Source organism: Streptomyces sp. NPDC044044, from assembly GCF_056434405.1.
Window position 1 is genome coordinate 96840 of record NZ_JBWKFG010000015.1, and the last position, 18341, is coordinate 115180.

Annotated in this window: 14 protein-coding genes; 9 read left to right on the forward strand and 5 right to left on the reverse strand. The window is 69.9% G+C overall.

What is annotated here, in order from left to right; genetic code table 11:
* Positions 1-10 precede the first annotated feature (10 nt).
* The 4 genes from AC07AG_RS41000 (at position 11) to AC07AG_RS41015 (ending at position 5710) form a co-directional block, all read left to right on the forward strand.
* A complete protein-coding gene (locus tag AC07AG_RS41000; protein WP_478762055.1) occupies positions 11-2431 on the forward strand; it encodes a beta-ketoacyl synthase N-terminal-like domain-containing protein in 2421 nt (806 codons plus the stop codon).
* Positions 2428-3219 (forward strand): thioesterase II family protein, encoded by a 792-nt coding sequence (locus tag AC07AG_RS41005; RefSeq protein WP_478762056.1) that lies wholly within the window; start codon positions 2428-2430, stop codon positions 3217-3219. The genes AC07AG_RS41000 and AC07AG_RS41005 overlap by 4 nt, the downstream gene beginning before the upstream one ends.
* Entirely contained in the window at positions 3216-3755 is a 540-nt protein-coding gene (locus AC07AG_RS41010; protein ID WP_478762058.1) for a flavin reductase family protein, read from the forward strand. Before AC07AG_RS41005 ends, AC07AG_RS41010 begins: the two co-directional genes overlap by 4 nt.
* Before the next feature lie 137 nt (positions 3756-3892).
* The gene (locus tag AC07AG_RS41015; protein WP_478762060.1) at positions 3893-5710 is read left to right on the forward strand and encodes an NAD(P)/FAD-dependent oxidoreductase; all 1818 of its coding nucleotides are present in this window, start codon (positions 3893-3895) and stop codon (positions 5708-5710) included.
* Positions 5711-5782: 72 nt separating this feature from the next.
* Here the strand turns inward: AC07AG_RS41015 and AC07AG_RS41020 are convergent, their stop codons facing one another.
* A complete protein-coding gene (locus AC07AG_RS41020; protein WP_478762061.1) occupies positions 5783-6754 on the reverse strand; it encodes an oxidoreductase in 972 nt (323 codons plus the stop codon).
* Between the two features lie 206 nt (positions 6755-6960).
* On the opposite strand from AC07AG_RS41020, the gene AC07AG_RS41025 reads away from it, so the two are divergent.
* From AC07AG_RS41025 to AC07AG_RS41035, 3 genes are read left to right on the forward strand one after another with little or no spacing between them, the layout of a single operon-like run.
* A complete protein-coding gene (locus AC07AG_RS41025) occupies positions 6961-8322 on the forward strand; it encodes an FAD-dependent oxidoreductase (protein WP_478762062.1) in 1362 nt (453 codons plus the stop codon).
* A gap of 50 nt (positions 8323-8372) precedes the next feature.
* The gene (locus tag AC07AG_RS41030; RefSeq protein ID WP_478762064.1) at positions 8373-9464 is read left to right on the forward strand and encodes a PLP-dependent cysteine synthase family protein; all 1092 of its coding nucleotides are present in this window, start codon (positions 8373-8375) and stop codon (positions 9462-9464) included.
* Positions 9461-10732 carry an MFS transporter gene (locus tag AC07AG_RS41035; RefSeq protein ID WP_478762065.1) on the forward strand — a complete coding sequence of 424 codons (1272 nt, stop codon included), beginning with the start codon at positions 9461-9463 and terminating at the stop codon, positions 10730-10732. The genes AC07AG_RS41030 and AC07AG_RS41035 overlap by 4 nt, the downstream gene beginning before the upstream one ends.
* 48 nt (positions 10733-10780) lie before the next feature.
* Here AC07AG_RS41035 and AC07AG_RS41040 read toward each other — a convergent pair whose 3' ends face one another.
* The 4 genes from AC07AG_RS41040 to AC07AG_RS41055 form a co-directional block, all read right to left on the reverse strand.
* On the reverse strand, positions 10781-10978 hold the full coding sequence (locus tag AC07AG_RS41040; protein ID WP_478762067.1) for an acyl-CoA carboxylase subunit epsilon: 198 nt from the start codon (positions 10976-10978) through the stop codon (positions 10781-10783).
* The gene (locus AC07AG_RS41045) at positions 10975-12300 is read right to left on the reverse strand and encodes an AMP-binding protein (protein ID WP_478762069.1); all 1326 of its coding nucleotides are present in this window, start codon (positions 12298-12300) and stop codon (positions 10975-10977) included. Before AC07AG_RS41045 ends, AC07AG_RS41040 begins: the two co-directional genes overlap by 4 nt.
* Positions 12301-12414: 114 nt before the next feature.
* Entirely contained in the window at positions 12415-13203 is a 789-nt protein-coding gene (locus AC07AG_RS41050) for a thioesterase II family protein (protein ID WP_478762071.1), read from the reverse strand.
* A 154-nt stretch (positions 13204-13357) separates the two neighbouring features.
* Positions 13358-15034: an AfsR/SARP family transcriptional regulator gene (locus AC07AG_RS41055; RefSeq protein ID WP_478762072.1), complete on the reverse strand. Its 1677-nt coding sequence runs from the start codon at positions 15032-15034 to the stop codon at positions 13358-13360.
* 716 nt (positions 15035-15750) lie between these two features.
* Between AC07AG_RS41055 and AC07AG_RS41060 the strand changes: the two genes are divergently transcribed.
* Positions 15751-16641, forward strand: coding sequence for a helix-turn-helix transcriptional regulator (locus AC07AG_RS41060; RefSeq protein ID WP_478762074.1), 891 nt, complete (start codon positions 15751-15753; stop codon positions 16639-16641).
* A 169-nt stretch (positions 16642-16810) separates the two neighbouring features.
* The coding region (locus AC07AG_RS41065) for a type I polyketide synthase (RefSeq protein WP_478762076.1) at positions 16811-18341 on the forward strand (1531 nt) is incomplete at its 3' end.

The following is an 18341-nucleotide window of genomic DNA, read 5'->3' on the forward strand; positions in this document are numbered from 1 at the left end:
GATCGACACCATGGAGCCCGCCGAAATAAGGAAACTGATGGAGGATCAGCTACGGCTCTCCCTCCGTCAACAGGAGCGGATCCGGCAACTCGAGGACGAGCGGCACGGCCCGGTCGCCGTCATCGGCATGGGCCTCAGACTGCCCGGCGGGCTCACCTCCCCAGAGGCGTACTGGGACTTTCTGCGCGGCGACACGACGGCCTGCTCCGCCATCCCCGAGGACCGCCCCGGCCTGCGGGCCGTGTACAAGCCGGGCCCGCCGAGGCCCGGACGGTCCTACGTCGGCCGGGCCGGGTTCCTCGGCGACATCGCGCACTTCGACGCCGACTTCTTCGGCATCTCGCAGCGCGAGGCGAAGCTGCTCGACCCGCAGCAGCGGATGCTCCTGGAGACGGCCTGGGAGGCCCTGGAGCGCGGTGGCATCGGTGTTCGCCGCACGGACCGGCTCCCCGTCGGCGTCTACCTGGGGATGATGGCCTCCGAGTACAGCGAACGGCTGGAGGACCGCGCCGACATGACGCGGATCGATCCCTACTACACCACCGGAGGCGGTCTCTGCTTCGGCGCCGGACGGATCAGCTACGCGATGGGCTTCAGCGGTCCGGTGGCGAGCGTGGACACCGCGTGTTCGTCCTCCCTGACGGCGCTCCATCTCGCGATCAAGGGGCTGCGCGCCGGAGAGTGCCGCTACGCCCTCGCCTGCGGCTCCAACCTGCTGCTCTCCGCGAACCTCATGGTCTCCCTCTGCCAGACCAAGGCGCTCTCGCCCGACGGCCGCTCCAAGTCCTTCCTCGCCTCCGCGGACGGCTACGGGCGCGGTGAGGGCGTCGGCGCCGTCGCTCTGATGCGCCTCGCCGACGCCGAACGCGACGGCCACCCGATCCTCGCCGTGATCCGCGGCTCGGCCGTCAATCACGACGGCGCGGCCTCCGGGCTGACCGCCCCCAATGGCCCCGCCCAGGAAGAGGTCATCCGCGCCGCGCTCGCCGATGCGCGCGTGGCGGCGGGCGAACTGGGCTGGATCGAGGCGCACGGCACCGGAACCGTCCTCGGCGACCCCATCGAAGTGGGCGCCCTGGACGGTGTGGTCGGCCAAGCGGTGCGGGAACGCGGGGTTCCGCTGGCCATCGGGAGCGTCAAGTCCCGGATCGGCCACCTTGAGGCGGCCTCCGGCATGGCCGCCCTCATCAAGACGGTTCTCATGCTCCAGCACGGCGAGATCCCCGCGGCGGCCACCCCCGACGACGGCAAGCTCAACCCCCACATCGACTGGGACCGGATCTCCTTCACCGTGCCGCGCGAGAACCAGTCCTGGCCCAGGGCGCTGCGACGCAGGGTGGCCGGGGTCAACTCCTTCGGCATGAGCGGCACGAACGTACACGTCGTGCTCGAGGCATACACCGGGCAGGGCGACGCGGCCACGCCCACGCCCCGTGCAGGGAGCCCAGAGCTGCTCACCCTCTCCGCCAAGGATCCGGGCGCGCTCGCCGACCTCGCGGCGGCAGTCGCCGACCGGCTGCGCAAGACCGAACCGGACCTGCTGCCCGCGCTGTGCCACACCCTGCGCGGCGGGCGGGCACCGCTGCCCTACCGCGTCGCGGTCACCGGGGCTTCCGCGGCCGAACTGGCCGACGCGCTGACCCGCGCGGCGCACGGGGCACCATCCCGGCCGCTGTCCCCGTTACGCCGGGTCGTGGTGCGGCCGCCATCCGACGCGAGGAAACTGAGGAACCTGGCCGACGCGCTCGCCGATGCCTATCCATGGCTGGCCGCCCCGACGCCCGGCACCTCCACCCAGCCCGACCCGTCGGAGCAACTGGGCGCTGTCCTCGGGGCATTCGGGATACAGGTGGGGGTGTACCACGACGCGAGCGGCGACGAGGCAGCCCATGGCCTGGACGGGGAAAGTGCCGCGGCGGCACCCGTCGACGCTCTCCTCGACCTCCTCGGCCGGCTCTTCGAGGCCGGGGCCGAACTGCGCCTGGACGCCCTGTGTCCGCCCGGCACGCAGCGGCTCGGGGACCTGCCGACCTACCCCTTCCGGCGCAACCGCTACTGGGTGGCCGAGCCACACCTCGGCGAGGAAGGCCGCGCGCCCGACGAGGACGGCGACGCCCTGGGCACCAGGCCCGGCCCCCTGGGCCCGGAGGGCATCCGAACGTTCCTGGAAGGCGTGCTCAGGGACGCACTCGACGCGCCCGGCGAACTCGACATGGAGCGCTCGTTCCTGGACGCCGGCGGGGACTCGTTCATCTCCACGCTGTTCATCACCAAGATCGAGGAGCGGTTCGAGGTCGGCCTCACCCCCGAGGATCTGCCGCTCGACCTGTCCCTGGAGACGCTGATCGGCCGACTGACGGCGGACATCGCAGGCCGCGCCACCACCTCCGCCGACGCGCGCGGATCCGATGCACAGGAGCGTTGTGCGTGAGTGCCATCATCCGGCCGCTGCGCCACAACGACCCGGCCGTGCGACTCGTGGTCTGTCACCACGCGGGGGGATCCGGCAGCGTCTACTTTCCGTTGAGCCGTCAGCTCCCCGACGACTGGGACGTACTGCTGGTCGACCTGCCGGGGCGGGGGACATTGCACCGGGCCACGCCGTTGCGAGACATCGACGAGATGGCCGCCCACGTGACGGCGGCCGTGCTGCCGTGGACCGGACCACCCCTTGCCCTGTTCGGACACAGCATGGGCGCCGTCGTGGCCCTGGAGAGCGCGCACCGGCTCATGGAGCGCGGGGTGCGGCCCGCCTGGGTGGGCGTCTCCGGGCGGGTGGCACCCATGACGCAGAAGCGCGCCGACCCGCTCGATCCCGGGCTGTCTGACGAGGCGCTCCTGACGGCGCTGAGCAGCATGGGCGGAATCCCGCAACGGCTCGACGAGGTGCCCGAGTTCCGGAAGCGTTTCCTGCGCCTGGTCCGTGGCGATCTGCACGCCCTGGGCGCCTTTCGCCCGGCCCTCGCACGCCGCGGACTCGACGCGCCTCTCACCGCGTTCGGTGCCACGGACGACGACCTGGCGCCCGTGGCCACCCTGCACGCATGGGCGGCCGAGACCACCGGAGCGTTCCATCAGCACACCTTCGACGGCGGGCACTTCCACTTCCTGGACGACGGCTTCGGCCGGCTCGGGCGGGCCGTGGTGCGCGAGGTCCGCTCCGCCCTGTCCGTGTCCGACCCCACGACCGCCGACGCCCACAGGAGGCGACCAGCATGATCCAGAAAGCCACCGACACCGAGCAACAGGTGGACATGCGCCGGCTCATGGCCGGCTTCCCCACCGGCGTGTGCATCGTGACCTCCCTGAACGACGGAGTCCCTTGGGGCATGACCTGCACGTCTCTGTGCAGTGTCGCCCTGGAGCCGCCCACGCTCCTCGTCTGCCTGCGCCGCGGCAGTCCGACCCTCGCCGCGGTCCTGGCCAGCCGCGGCTTCGCCATCAACCTTCTGCACGACGAGGCCCAGTCGTCGGCGGAACTCTTCGCCTCCGGAGCGGCGGATCGCTTCGATCGGGTCGGCTGGCGGATGGGCGAGGATGCGTGCGGTCCACATCTCGAGAACTCGGCACACACCATCGCCGACTGCCGCGTCAGCGAAGCGAGCGACGTCGGCGATCATGTCGTGATCATGGGCCGAGTGGAGCGGATCCGCCAACTCCAGGCGGAGCTGCCGCTGTTGTACGGACTGCGCCGGTACGCGACCTGGCCACAGGCCGTGGCCGATACCGACCCCTGTCTCGACTTCATCAACTGAAGGCCCCGAACGAGTTGAGCAACCTGGAAGTCGCGATGCCGCAGACCGGTTCCTACGCTTCCTAGCAGGACGAGGGCAAACAGTTTCGCCCCATTCGCCGCACGCCCCGGCGTGCCCTGCCCAGCAGAGGAGACGTTGTGCCCGCAAGCAGCCGGGACGCAGCCGCGGCCGATTCCACGGAGCGCGTCCGAGCCGATGTGTGTGTGATCGGGTCCGGCATTGTCGGACTGATCAACACGATGGCGCTCGCCAAGAGGGGCCTGACCGTCGTCTGCATCGACCAGCCCACCGACAAGCAGCAGCAGAGCTACAAGGTCGGTGAGTCTTTGCTGATCTTCTCCAACGCGTTCCTGCGCACGCTCGGCGACCTGGACGCCCCGCTCAACCAGTCGTTCCAGAAGGCCGGCTTCTGGATGGCTCACGGTCTGGAGGGACGCAAGGAGTTCGACGGCTCGGTCACCGAATGGGGCTTCCAGAGCAAGCTGCCCGAGCGCTGGTACGACAAGTTCAACAACGCTCTCTTCCCTCGTGTGATGTTCCAGGACTCGCAGATCGTGCGACCGGAGATCGAGGCCGAACTCCGCGAGCGCGCAAGGAAGATGGAGAACGTCACCCTCCTCGACGACACGGGTCTGGTCCGTGACATCGAGCTGGGTGACGACGACGCCGACCACCTGATCACCTGGGTCTCTCGCAACAAGAAGAAGACCGGCCAGATATCCGCGCGCTGGATGGTCGACTGCTCCGGCCGAGCCCGGCTGCTCGCCCGCAAGTACGACCACGATCTGCCCCTGGACGAGGAGTTCCGGACCACCGCCGCGTGGGCACAGTTCTCACACTGCACCGACGACCTCTTCGACGAGCGCTGGGCCTATGAGTTCCCCGACGGGGACGTGGCGCGCCGGGACCGCAACACCCTGCACCTGTGGGGGCAGGGTTACTGGATCTGGGTGATCCGACTGGCCGGCGACCGGGTCAGCATCGGTGTGTCGTACGACCGGGGACGGCCGCCGGAGGACGGCAATGCGCGCGAGGTGTTCTGGAAGGTACTGCGCCGCTATCCGATGCTGGACTGGCTCAAGGAGGAGAACGTCCTTGAGTTCAGCGCGTACCGCGACGTACAGCACTGCACCGACACCTTCATCTCGCCCCGCCGGTACGCCATGGTGGGCGACGCGTCGTCGATCATCGACGCGTACTACAGCCAGGGCATCTCGCTGTCCATGACGGTCTCCTGGCACATCGCGAACATCGCGCAGCGGGACATCCAGTTGGAGACGCTCGATCTGGACTACCTCAACCACGTCAACAGGGCCGCCACCGCGGACTGGCGGATCATGCGCTCGATGGTCCGCTCCAAGTACAGCCCTGCCATCGCCGACAGCCGCTTCTTCATCCTCGACCACCTGCTCGACCTGACGATCTTCGGAGCGGCGATGCTGGGCCGCTTCCGCTCCGCGCGCTGGCTGATCGAGACCGGTGGCCGCACGTCGGCGGAGAACACCGAGCATGCGGAGCTGCGGGAGGGCCTGAGCCGCCGGCTGTTCCTCTCCCAGTCCGCACCCTGGCACCGGCTCGACCCCCACGTGGTCGCGGGCGCCGTGGAGCGCTGGCACCGCAGCCTGGAGCGGCGCGCCATCTGGCGCCTGGAAAGCAACGTCAGACTGCCCGCCGTCAAGGCCGGGTTGCGGGCCCACGGGGCGGTGCCGGGCATCTGGAAGCTGCCGCTGAAGCAGCGTTCGGAGCACGTCGACATCACCCTGCCCGCCCCCACGAGCGAGCCGGAGTTCCTGCAGGTCAAGGGCGACGAGCATCGGCCCGTGCACATGGCCGTCTCCGGGACCGCGCTGCTCACGCTCGCTTCGGTGGCCACTCTGGTCGACATCGCCGACACCCAGGTGCGCAGACTGCGCGGCCTGGCCGGGGCACGGCGCCGGCGCAAGAGCGGGTGGTGATTGGCCGCCGGCCACCGCTCGACCCCATGGGCGCCGCCCCCGCCGATCAGGCGGGGGCGGCGCCGTGCGTGCTCAGTGTCCGTAGCGCACCCCGGTCAGGCGCTCCGACAGGTCCCAGAGCGCTACCGCCGTCTCCTCGTCGTACGAGGTGCGGCGGCCTTGCCTCGGCGTGGGCGCGCCCCGCATCTGCAGGCGTCCCTTCGGCGCGATGTACGAGCCTCCCCGCAGGCCGGGGACCGTGGCCGCGTACAGCGACTGCCTCGCTCCCTGGATGACCGGCTTGGCGAGCAGCCGGATGAAGCGGGGGGCCACGGCTCTCCACAGCGGACCGTGCACGGAGTTCTTGGTGATGACGCCGGTATCGCTCAGGCCGGGAATCGCGATCATGCTGCGCAGGGGCAGCCCTTCCGCAGTGGCCAGGCGGTGCAACTGCGCCGAGAAGTAGACGTTGGCCCGCTTCGACTGGGCATAGGCGAGGCTGGGGTTGTAGCGCTGTTCGGCGTTGAGGTTGTCCAGGCTGAACCGGGCGGTGAGCTGCCCCTCGCTGCTCACCGTGACCACACGTGGCTCAGGTGCCCGCAGCAGATGCGGCAGGAGCCGGCCCGTGAGCGCGTACGCCCCCAGGTGGTTGACGCCGAACTGCGACTCGAATCCGTCGACGGTGCGGATGAGGGGCGGCATCACCACGGCCGCGTTGTTGATGAGTACATCGATCCGCTCGTGGTCCCAGTTCTCCGCGAAGCCCTGGACCGACTTGAGGTCGGCGAGGTCCAGCAGCCTCAGCTCCACCCGGGCCTGTGGCACTTCCGTACGCATCCGCAGCACCGCGGCCTCTCCGCGGGTCCGGTCCCGGCACGCCAGGACCGTGTGGGCGCCACGTCGGGCGAGCTCGCGTGCGGTGACATAGCCGATGCCGCTGTTGCCGCCCGTCACCACGACCAAGCGGCCCGACTGGTCCGGCATCCGCGCCTCGGTCCATTGCGCGACGGATGCCTCGGCGGAGCTGGAGTTCAGCGCATTCGGTCTGCTGGGCTTCTTGGACATGAGGAATTCTTCCCTTGTCTTGAGAAGGGATTCGGCCATCGGGACTGTATCGCCACACTTCTCCAAAGAGCCATGGAACACAGACAGGTGAGCAATCAAGAAGAAGACACCGACGAGGGCGGCACAAGATACTTGTGGCCCGCCGGGCCGCACGCTGTCGGCGATCTCATTCTTGAATTTCCTGTCGACCTATCCGTGGAGGATGTATGGGCGTGATCGGTGAGCACGCGGTGGTGGTGGGCGGCTCCATGGGAGGGCTCGTCGCCGCAAAGGCCCTGGCGTCGCGATTTCGCCAGGTCACGGTTATCGACCGTGACACCCTTCCGGAACGGCCCGAGAATCGCCGCGCGGTACCTCACGGCAGTCACGCTCACGCGCTGCTCATCAGCGGTCGTCTGGCACTGGAAGAACTATTTCCGGGGCTTACCGATGAACTCGTGGACGGTGGCGCGATTCTCTTCGACCCCGGTCATGATCTGCTCTTCCATCAAATGGGCGCTCTGCGCACCCGTTTTGCCAGCGGGCGGCTCGGCGTCAGCCTCAGCCGCGCGTTTCTGGAGTACAACGTGCGGGCCCGGGTGTGTGACCTCAAGAATGTGGCCGTCCGCGACCAGACACTGGTGCGCAGCTTCGTCGCGGGCGGCGGCCGGATCACCGGCGTGGAACTGACGGGCGGCGAGCGGATCTGGGCGGATCTGATCGTCGATGCCACGGGGCGCGGTGGCGGCGGCGCCGCGCAGTCGCTCCAGCGGTTCGGCTATCCGGCGCCTGAGGTCGACACCGTGAAGATCGACGTGGGGTACACCACGCTGCTCCTGAAGCGCAGGCCCGGAGATCTGCATGGCGACGGCCTGCTCTATCTGATGGGCGCCGTACCACCGCACGACAAACGGGCCGCCGCCGCGTTCGCCGTGGAGGGAGATCGCTGGATGGTGACGCTCGGCGGCTGGCACCGCGCCCACGCTCCGGTGGACCGCGAGGGCTTCAAGGAGTTCGCGGCCGCGCTTGAGGCCCCGGAGATGGCGGAACTGCTCGCGCGTGCAGAGCCGTTGGACGACAAGGACGCCCGGAAGTTCACCTATCCGGAGGCCCGGCGGTGCTATTACGAACGGCTGCGCCACCTGCCCGGCGGCTATGTGGCGCTCGGTGACGCCATATGCAGCTTCAATCCGCTCTACGGCCAGGGCATGACCGTCGCCGCCTTGGAGGCGCTCGAACTGGGGTGCCGTCTTGACGAGTTCGGCAGCCCGTCCGCGCGGATGGCGCGGTCCTTCTACCGCGCCGCGGGAAAGATCATCGATACGCCGTGGCAGATGGCGACCAGCAGCGACTTCGTCTATCCGGAGACACAGGGGCGGCGCCCGCCCGGCATCGGTCTGGTCAACGCCTACATCAGGCGCGTGATGCTGGCCAGCCACGTTTCCACGTACTCCCATCGCGTCATGCTCGACGTGCAGCACCTGCTCGCCTCGCCGTCCTCGGTGATGAAGCCCGGGACGGTCGTGCGCTCCCTCATCGCATCCCGCCGCTCACCGGCGCTCCGGCAAGGAGCGCGCAAACAGCCGTAGGGACCGTGCCACGCAGCCAGCGACCGAACCAGCGATTGGGAACACAACCCATGTCCCCTGCCACCGCTCGTGGCTCCACCCTGTCCGCGCTCGTCGGCAACACCCCCGTCCTGCAGGTGTCCGAGCCGTTCACCCCGCCCCAGCGCGGATTCTGGGCCAAGCTCGAAGGCTTCAACCCCGGTGGCATAAAGGACCGCGCCGCCCTGTACATGGTCGAACGGGCCCGCGCCCGCGGCGAGCTGCTGCCGGGCCGGCCGATCGTCGAGTCCACAAGTGGCACCCTCGGCCTGGGCCTCGCCCTCGCGGGCACCGTGTACGGCCACCCCGTCACGCTCGTCACCGACCCGGGGCTCGAACCGTCCATGACCCGCCTGCTCATGGCATACGGCGCACGCGTCGACACCGTCACCGAGCCGCATCCCGTCGGTGGCTGGCAACAGTCACGCCGTGCGCGCGTCGACGAACTCCTGCGGGAGATGCCCGGCGCATGGTGCCCCGATCAGTACAACAACCCCGACAACGTGGCCGCCTACGCCCCGCTCGCCCTCGAACTCGCCGACGGTCTCGAACAGATCGATGTCCTCGTGTGCAGCGTCGGCACCGGCGGCCACTCCGCCGGCATCTCCCGCGTGCTCCGTCGGCTGCGCCCGGGGCTGCGCCTGGTCGGCGTGGACACCATCGGCTCGACCATCTTCGGCCAGCCCGCCCGTCCCCGTCTGATGCGTGGCCTCGGCTCCAGCATCCACCCGCGCAACGTCGCGTACGACGCGTTCTCCGAGGTCCACTGGGTGGCACCGGCCGAAGCGGTCTGGGCCTGTCGGCAGTTGGCGACCCTGCACTACGCGACCGGCGGCTGGAGCGTCGGCGCGGTCGCCCTCGTGGCCGGCTGGCTGGCCCGCACGTTGCCCGCCTCGGCCCGGGTCGTGGCCATCTTCCCCGACGGCCCGCAGCGCTATCTGGACACGGTCTACGACGACGCGTACTGCGCCGCGCACGGACTGCTCGACGTGACACCCGCGTCCGATCCCCAGGTCGTCTCCAGCTCCGCCGAGCAGGAGATCACCTGCTGGACGCGCTGCACGAGCATCACCGATCCGCTGTCCGCCGAGGTCGACGTCCGGGACGGTGAAGCGGCCCTATGAAGACCACCTTGGCCCAGGTGCGCAGCTACGACCGCAGCGTGCAGCTCCTGCTCGCGAACCAGTTCACGATCAACCTCGGCTTCTACATGCTGATGCCGTACCTGGCCCAGCACCTGTCCGGGACGCTGGGCCTCGCGGGCTGGCTCGTCGGCCTGGTGCTCGGCGTCAGGAACTTCAGCCAGCAGGGCATGTTCTTCATCGGCGGCACTCTCGCCGACCGCTTCGGGTACAAACCCCTGATCGTCGCCGGGTGTCTGCTGCGCACCGCGGGCTTCGCGACGCTCGGCCTCGTGGACTCCGTCGCGGCACTGCTCGCGGCATCGGCGGCCACCGGATTCGCGGGCGCCCTGTTCAATCCGGCGGTACGCGCGTACCTGGCGGCCGACGCGGGGGAACGCCGTGTCGAGGCCTTCGCCCTGTTCAACGTCTTCTACCAGGCAGGCATTCTGCTCGGCCCGCTCGTGGGCATGCTCCTGACCGGCATCGACTTCCGGCTCACCTGCCTGGTGTCGGCCGCCGTCTTCGGCCTGCTCAGCATCGTGCAGATCCGCGCACTGCCCACCCGCCGCGGAGAGCGGACCGTCGCCGCGGGTGTCATCGGTCAGTGGCGCACGGTCCTCGCCAACCGGGCCTTCCTGCTCTTCGCCACCGCCATGACCGGCGCGTACGTCCTGTCCTTCCAGGTCTATCTGTCCCTTCCCCTGGAGGTGCGAAGGGTCGGCGGCGCGGGGGAAGCCGGCACCGTCGCCGTGGCCCTGCTCTTCGCCGTGTCCGGTCTCGCCACGATCCTCGGACAGACCAGGATCACCGCTTGGTGCAAACAGCACCTCACGCCCGGCCAGTCGTTGGTGCGCGGCCTGCTCTTCATGGGCGGCGCGTTCGTGCCACTGGTCGCGGCGAGTGCCCTGCCGGTGCCCGCCGCGGGCAGCGTCGAGCGCTGGCTGCTCGCTGCGCTGCCGCCCCTCCTCGCCGCGCTGTTGCTGGCCGTGGGCACGATGATCGCGTACCCCTTCGAGATGGACACCGTCGTCCGGCTCGCGGACGACCGCCTCGTCGCCACCCACTACGGCCTCTACAACACGGTCTGCGGCATCGGTATCACCGTCGGCAATCTGCTCACCGGTGCGAGTCTGGACGCGGCCCGCGCGGCCGGTCTTTCCGCCCTCCCCTGGCTCGCGCTGCTCGCTCTCGGCCTCGGGAGTGCGGCGGCCCTGCACGGCCTGTACCGGACGGGCCGCCTGGCCCGCCCGCAGCCGGTCGGGGGCTGAGGCAGCCCTGGTGCCGCCGCCTTCGGGCCGGCGGCACCGGACCGCTCGCTACTCCTGCCAGCTGTGCGGGGCACGGTAGCGGGGAGCACGGTCCAAGCGGTGCCAGCGGGCTCTGTCGCGGCCGAGCGATGCGGGTGGGCGAGGGGCCGAGCGGCCTGCGGCACGGGCGAGGAGGACCGCGGTGATGGCGGCGATCTCCTCGGCGCGGGCGTTCCCCTTCTCCACGCGGATGTCGGGCACGGTCATGTCCAGCGGTCTCCCAGTGCGGCGACGGGGCGGAGCGGCTCGGTGGCGCGGCGTCCCGTCACTTCCAGGAGGCCGTCCTCGTTCCAGCGGCCCAGGTGGCCGGAGACGGCGAACGAAGCACGACGGACCGGCGCGGCGCCCGCGCCGAACTCGCCCAGATGGTCGAACGGAAGCGCCGAACCCGCGGCCCAGATCTCACCCGTGTCTCCCGCGGGCACTGCCTGACCGTCGGTGTCACGGATGGTGATCCGCACGTGCGGCGCCGCCCGGCCCACGACCATGCCCTCCCGCACCCCACGGCCGTCGTCGGACAGGTGCTCCGCCGCCGCCCACGGGAGAGCACCGCCCAGGGGGGAGAATTCCGCCAACAGGGGTGTAATGGGCAGTAGTTGGAAATGCCGCTCGACGATGTCACGCGAACACGGCTCGCCGATGAGTACCACCTTCCTCAGGTGCGTCGACGGCGCGCGTTCCATCCCGGCCAGCGCCTGCGCGTACGCCGCGGGGCCGAACACCGCGGCATCGAACCGGGCACCGTCCGACGGCAGAGCGAGGGCGGCCGACTCGCCGCCGCCCACTGCCGGCTGCCTGCGGTACAGCGTGCCTCCGCCCGATACCGCCCACCACAGCGCGGTCAGCGTCGAGGATCCGCCGGGCGCCTGAAAACAGAGCACGCCCCGTTCCGCGCGGCCGGCTCTGCGCACGCGGTCCGCGAGGGCCAGAAGCCACGCCTTGTGGTCGATGAGGTGACCGGTCGCGCGGCCCACCGGATCCTGTTCGACCAGCAGATACGCGGCGTCGGTCGGCCCCGAGCGGGGCAGCGAGCGATCCATGCGCAGTGCAGAGAGGCGCGCCAGGGTCCCGCTGTCGTCCAGGACGAGCGCGGGAAGCTGCCAGCTCGCCCGGTTCGCGGAACTGCACAGCACAAGCTGCGCGCCGCTCACCGCGGCGGCCCGGGCGATCGAGCGGCGGTCGGCCTCGCCGGACACCGGCGTGCACACCCCGCCGGCCTTCAGGACCGCCAACTGCGCCACCAGTGACTGCACATGATCCGAGGTGTGCACGATGACGGGGTCGCCCAGCTGGACGCCGTAACGCAGCAAAGCAGACGCGAGTTGCCCCGAACGCTTCTCCGCCCCGTCGTAGGTGACACTGCGCCAGCCGTCCTTCACTGCCGTGCCGTCCGGTCGGCGAGCTGCGGTCCTGCTGAACAGGCCATCGAGCGTGACGGCGCCCGCCAGTCGGCTGCCACCGGGAGAGCCGCGCCCCGGAGGGCCGACCGTCCGTGGGGTCTCGGCCATGATCGGGGGTACTACGCTCACCGAAGCCTCCTGGGGACGAACTGCCCATATCGGGCGGAAGAATGCCGCGCGAGGTCAGGACCGACGGTCAACAGACGGTCGGCGGCGTGGAGTTCAGGTCATCCGCGCCGGCGCTCAGCCCGCGGCGACCACCGACGACACGCCCAGCTGCCTCGTTACGGCCGACACCACCTCGTCCTGACGCTCGGCGAGATAGAAGTGCCCGCCGCCTTCGAAGATCTGGAGCTCGAATCCGGCACAGGTGTGGCCGGCCCAGGCCTGAGCCTCGTCCGGCGTGACCTTGGGGTCGGCGTCCCCCGCCAGCGCGGTGATCGGCGTGCGCGTCAAGGCGGCGCCTGGCGGGCAGCGGTAGGTCTCGATGGCCGTGTAGTCGTTACGGACGGGCGGCAGGATCAACTGGAGCAAGGACGCGTCGGCAAGGGCCTCGGGCTCCGTTCCCCCCAGCGCCAGGATCTCCTCCACGAGACCCGCGTCGTCCCGCAGATGGACGCGTTCGTCCCGGTAGGTGGAAGGCGCCCTGCGTCCGGATACGAAGAGGTGCGCCGCCGGCGTGCCGGCGGCCTCCATACGCAGCGCCACCTCGAAGGCGACGATCGCCCCCATGCTGTGCCCGAACAGGGCGGGCGCGTTCGCGCCACCCGGCCGCGCCCAGGGCCGCAGCGCCTCGTACGCCATGTCGGCCATGGACCGGACGTCCGTGAGAAACGGCTCGGCACGCCGGTCATGACGGCCCGGGTACTGCAAGGAGAGCCCTTCGACAACCGGAGCGAGGCGCGCCGACAGCGGATGGAAGGTGCTCGCGGCGCCGCCCGCGTGCGGAAAGCACGCAAGGCGCCGACTGGCGTCGGGGGACGGATGAAACCGCCGCACCCAGGCCTTCGCCGTCGTGGTCAACTCCACCATGTGCTCTCCCCGTTCGTCTGCTTCGCTGTGCTGAGGGGGTACGGGCGGTCCGTACCGTCGCCAACTCTTGCCTGAGCCCGGGCGGGCGCGCATCTCTCTCGTTGCCTGATTGCTCGCGCCCCGCACCAGCACCCGGGGCGCGTTCCCGCGTGGCTCAGTACGGGTTGCTCACCCGCGCCCTCGCCGGCCCGGCCGTACATCGGACGGTTCCGGTCGGCGCGGGCGCCACGGACACGGTGATCTCGTCCTCCTGCTCCTCGCGCGGCCCCAGCAGACGCAGTCTGCGCGTGGCCCGGCGGGGCAGCACGTGACGGGGCTTCTTCGCCACCCGCAGCCCCGCAAGGGCCGCCCCGAGGACGGTGAGCTCGTCGAGGCGGCCGTTCTCCACGGCGTCCGCCAGCTCCCTGACCGAGAGACCGGGATGCTCGGCAAGAACTTCGGCGGTGATCCGCAACGCCAGGGGCAGGCGTCCGCACAGTCGGGCGAGCCGGACGACGTCGTGACGTGCCCCCGCGATGCGCTGGGCACCCGCCAGATAGGAGAGCAGCCGCACGGCCTCCTCCGACGCGAGGGCGGACAGCTCGACCCGGTGCACTCGCCCCTGAGGCAACCGACCGGCCTGTCGCCATCGACTGGTGACCACGACGGCCGACGGTCCCGCGGCCATCAGCGGGCCCAGTTCCGACAGGTCGCAGGCATCGTCCAGGAACAGTAGAGTCCGCTTGCCGCAGAGCAGTTCGCGAAAGAGCCGCGTCCGTCCGGACAGATCGACGGGGAGATCCGACGCCCGGACCCCGAGGCTGCCCAGCACGAGGCCGAGTGCTTCGAGGGCGCCCAAGGGGCCGCGCAGCGGGCTGCTTCCGCACAGGTCCACGAAGAGCTGGCCATCCGGAAAGCAGTGCGCCGTCTCATGGGCCAGATGGAGGGCGAGCGCGCTCTTGCCGACGCCCGGTTCACCGTCGATCACAGCGATCCGAGGAGCCCCCTGCGCGGCCGGCTCCTCTACCAGGAAGTCCGCGAGCTCCCGCAGTTGAGAAGAGCGTCCGATGAATCCGCGTGCTGTGGGCGGCAGTTGGGCGGGCCTGGGGGTGCGCTGCCCCGGAATGCGGGAGCTCTGCGGCCCGTTCGGCGCGGGCCGGTCCTCGCGGATCCGGTCGTGCAGGAGCTGTAGCTCGGGCCCGGGTCCGACGCCGAGTTCCCGACGCAGCATCTCGTGGGTCTCGCGGTACACGGCGAGCGCTTCCGCCCGCCGCCCGCCGGACTCAAGCGCCACCATGAGCAGGCCCCTCAGCCGCTCACGCAGCGGCTCCCTGGCAGCCAGGTCGCGCAATGGCGCGACCGTCTCCGCATGCCGGTCCGTCGCCAGCATCTCGGAAGCCCACTCCTCGACCGCCGTGAAGCGCAGCTCCTGCAGCCGGATGCGCTCAACGCCCGCGTAGGGTCCGGGCACCGCGGTGTAGGCCGAGCCGTGCCACAGGCCGAGAGCCGACTCCAGGAGGCCTAGGGCCTCCTCGCGCTCCCCGCAGTCCTGCAGCCTGCGCGCCTCGGCGTGACGGAGCTCGAAGCTACGCGCGTCGACGTTCTCGGGATTCATGCGCAGCGCATATCCGCCCCCGGTCGACATCAGCGCACAGCCACCCTCCGTGTCCTCGCGCGGGAGGTCGAGGGCGCGGCGCAGTCCGGCGACATAGGTATGCAGCGCGCTGTCCGCAGTCCGCGGAGGCTCACTCCCCCAGACGGCGTTGAGCGTCTCCTCGACGCTGACCGCCCGGTTGAGATGCCCCGCGAGGAACCCGAGAACGGCCCGCTGCTTCGGCGGCCCGACTGCCACCTTCTGTCCATGCCGCCAAGCGCCGACATTGCCCAGAAGCTCCAGCCGCATTGGCCCCCCGTTCGCCACTGTCCACCTCCATACCCCAAGGCCGTATCGGTATCGAGCGTTGCCTCCGACGTGGCCTTCCGTCATCGCCGAGGTTGCTCACCTCGCTTGGGTCGTTGATTCAGCAAGCATGAAGAAGACAGCGCCCCGTTCGCCCTGCATGATCGATTATCAGCCAGCAGACAAGCGCATCGGCGGCAGAACCTTCGGCCGATCGACGGCGCCGCGTCAGCGCTCCGAACCATGCCTTCGTACGCGTTTCCTCTATCTGGGCATGGAACTGCGTAGGCGCACCCGCTCTTTGACCACATATCGAAGAAGAAGAGGCGAGATTGCCCGGGTACGGAATTGAGACGCGTGACGGAGCCACACCACCCCACCAGTGCACGTTCCGCGGACTCCCCCGTTCCGTCGCTCCACGGCCCCATCAAGAACTCCCGTGGCCGTCCGGTGCGTTGCGACCTCCCACCGTCACGACGAGTGACGCACCGAGAGCCGTCCCGGTGACCTGAGGAGAGGTCGCTCCAACCCGCTCCCCCTTCACCCGGCGCCGCCCGCCCGGCGCCACTCCCAGCATGCCCATCAGCACAGCTCCCGCGAGTCTGCGCACACCCATGCGGCACGGACCCGCCCCGCCCCTGGTTCGCCATGTCACCCCGGAGGCTCCGATGGAACACCTGGTCCGCCGATCGATCACCACCATGTACCGCAGCTACCACGAGCCGCTGACGCTCGACGACCTCGCACGCTCGGCCATGGTCAGCAAGTTCCACTTCCTGCGCGTGTTCACGCGCGTGACCGGCGTCACCCCCGGACGCTTCCTCAGCGCCGTCCGCCTCCACGAGGCCAAGCGACTGCTGCGCACCACCTCGCTCAACGTGGCGGACATATCCGCGCAGGTCGGCTACAGCAGCACCGGGACCTTCTCACGACGCTTCAGCGAATCGGTGGGGATATCCCCTACCAGGTACCGGCACCTGGCCTACGAGCGGTGTACCGGCCAGCCGGACACGGCTGGCATCCCCAAGCCCCTCGGCCGCCCCGACGTTTCCGGAGCCACCCGCACCACCACGGCGCTCCTACCGCTCCGGCAGGCCCCACGAGAGCGGGCAGCCGCGGAAGTCCACGCTCCGCCGCAGCACCGGCAGTCCAGCACCGTCCACGGGTTGATCACCGTCGAGGGAGGCGCTCTGCCCGCCGCGTTCATCGGTCTCTTCAACAGCCCGATACTGCAGGGCCGTCCGGTCACCTCGACCACGGTCCGCGCCCCCGGTCGGTTCCACCTCTCCGGGATCCCCGTCGGCGAGTGGTACCTGCATGCGCTCGCCCCTGCGGCTGGAACCGGCCCGGGCCTGACGGCCGTTCCCGGCCTCACGACCGTCCCGCCCTACGACGCCGCCACGCGGCTCGTCGGCATGGCGGGCCCCCTCTGCGTCACCCAGAACATGGACATCCACGTCAACATGGCACTCCGTCCGTTCGACTGGAGCAGACCCCCCATCCTGTCGGCCCTGATGGACATGGACCCCCTCGACCTCTCGCCTGAGCAGGCCGCATAGCGCTCGAGGGATCGCTCACGGCCGTGACCAGTGAGCAATTTCGGCGGTGACAGTCCATCAGAGCCCAAAGCAATCTTGCGGTGCCGACGGGGGTAGCGGCCGCAGACTCCACATTCCTACCTCCGCCTGCCGTGAAGCGTGATCGATTCCGGCAATCGAGGAGGCGAACGTGGGAGAAGAAGACCCCGAGAAGCTGCGCTACTTCCTCAAGCGCGTCAGCGGCGAGCTCCACCAGGCCCGTGGACAGTTGCGGGAGATGGTGGACCGTGCGCACGAGCCGATCGCCGTGGTGGGGATGGGATGTCGCTATCCCGGAGGCATCAACTCGCCTGAGCAGTTGTGGGAGTTGGTGGCCCAGGGCCGGGACGCCGTCGGGCCCTTCCCCACCGACCGCGGCTGGGACCTGACACGCCTCTTCGACACCGACACCGACACCGACCGACCCGGAACCTCCACCGTGCGCCACGGCGGTTTCCTGCACGACGCCGATCAGTTCGACGCCGGCTTCTTCAACATCTCGCCGCGCGAGGCCAAAGCCATCGACCCCCAACAACGCCTCCTCCTGGAAACAGCCTGGGAAGCCCTGGAGGACGCGGGCATCGACCCCACCACCCTCACCGGCACCCAGACCGGAGTCTTCACCGGCCTCTCCCCCAACCACTACGGGGCTGCGTACACACCGGAGCTGGAGGGCTACCTCCTGACCGGCACGACTCCAGCGGTGGCGTCAGGTCGCATCGCCTTCACGCTCGGTCTGCACGGTCCGGCGTTGAGCGTGGACACGGCCTGCTCGTCCTCTCTGGTCGCCGTCCACCTGGCCTGCCAGGCCCTGCGCAACAGCGAATGCGACATGGCCCTGGCCGGCGGCGCCACCGTCATGGCCACCCCGGAGATCTTCATCGAGTTCAGCCGCCAGCGGGGGCTTGCCGAAGACGGACGCTGCAAAGCTTTCGGCGCCGACGCCGACGGCACCGGCTGGGCCGAAGGCGCCGGAGTCATCGTCCTGCAACGCCTCAGCGACGCCACCACACAAAACCGCCACATCCTCGCCGTCATCCCCGGCTCCGCCATCAACCAAGACGGCGCCAGCAACGGACTCACCGCACCCAACGGCCCCGCACAAGAACGCGTCATCCAACAAGCCCTCACCAATGCCCGCCTGACCGCCGACCAGATCGACGCCGTCGAAGCCCACGGCACCGGCACCACCCTGGGCGACCCCATCGAAGCCCACGCCCTGCTCAACACCTACGGACAACACCACACCCCCCAACACCCCCTACTACTCGGATCGTTGAAATCCAACATCGGACATGCCCAAGCCGCCGCAGGCATCGGCGGCATCATCAAAATGGTCCAAGCCCTCAACCACGACCACCTGCCCCCCACCCTGCACGCCGACAAACCCTCCCCCCACATCGACTGGACCACCGGACACATCAACCTCCTCACCGAGGCCACCCCCTGGCCCGAGCACGACCGGCCCCGCAACGCCGCCGTCTCCGCCTTCGGCGTGGGTGGCACCAACGCCCACGTCATCCTCCAACAAGCCCCCACCACCGGAGTCGGAACAGAAGGGACGCCGGAGTCAGCTTCGGGGGCCCAGGCGGAGTTCTCTGTGGTGTCGGGTGGGGGTGGTGGGTCGGTGGCGTTGGTGTTGTCGGCGAGGTCCCGGCGTGCGTTGGCGGGTCAGGCGGGTC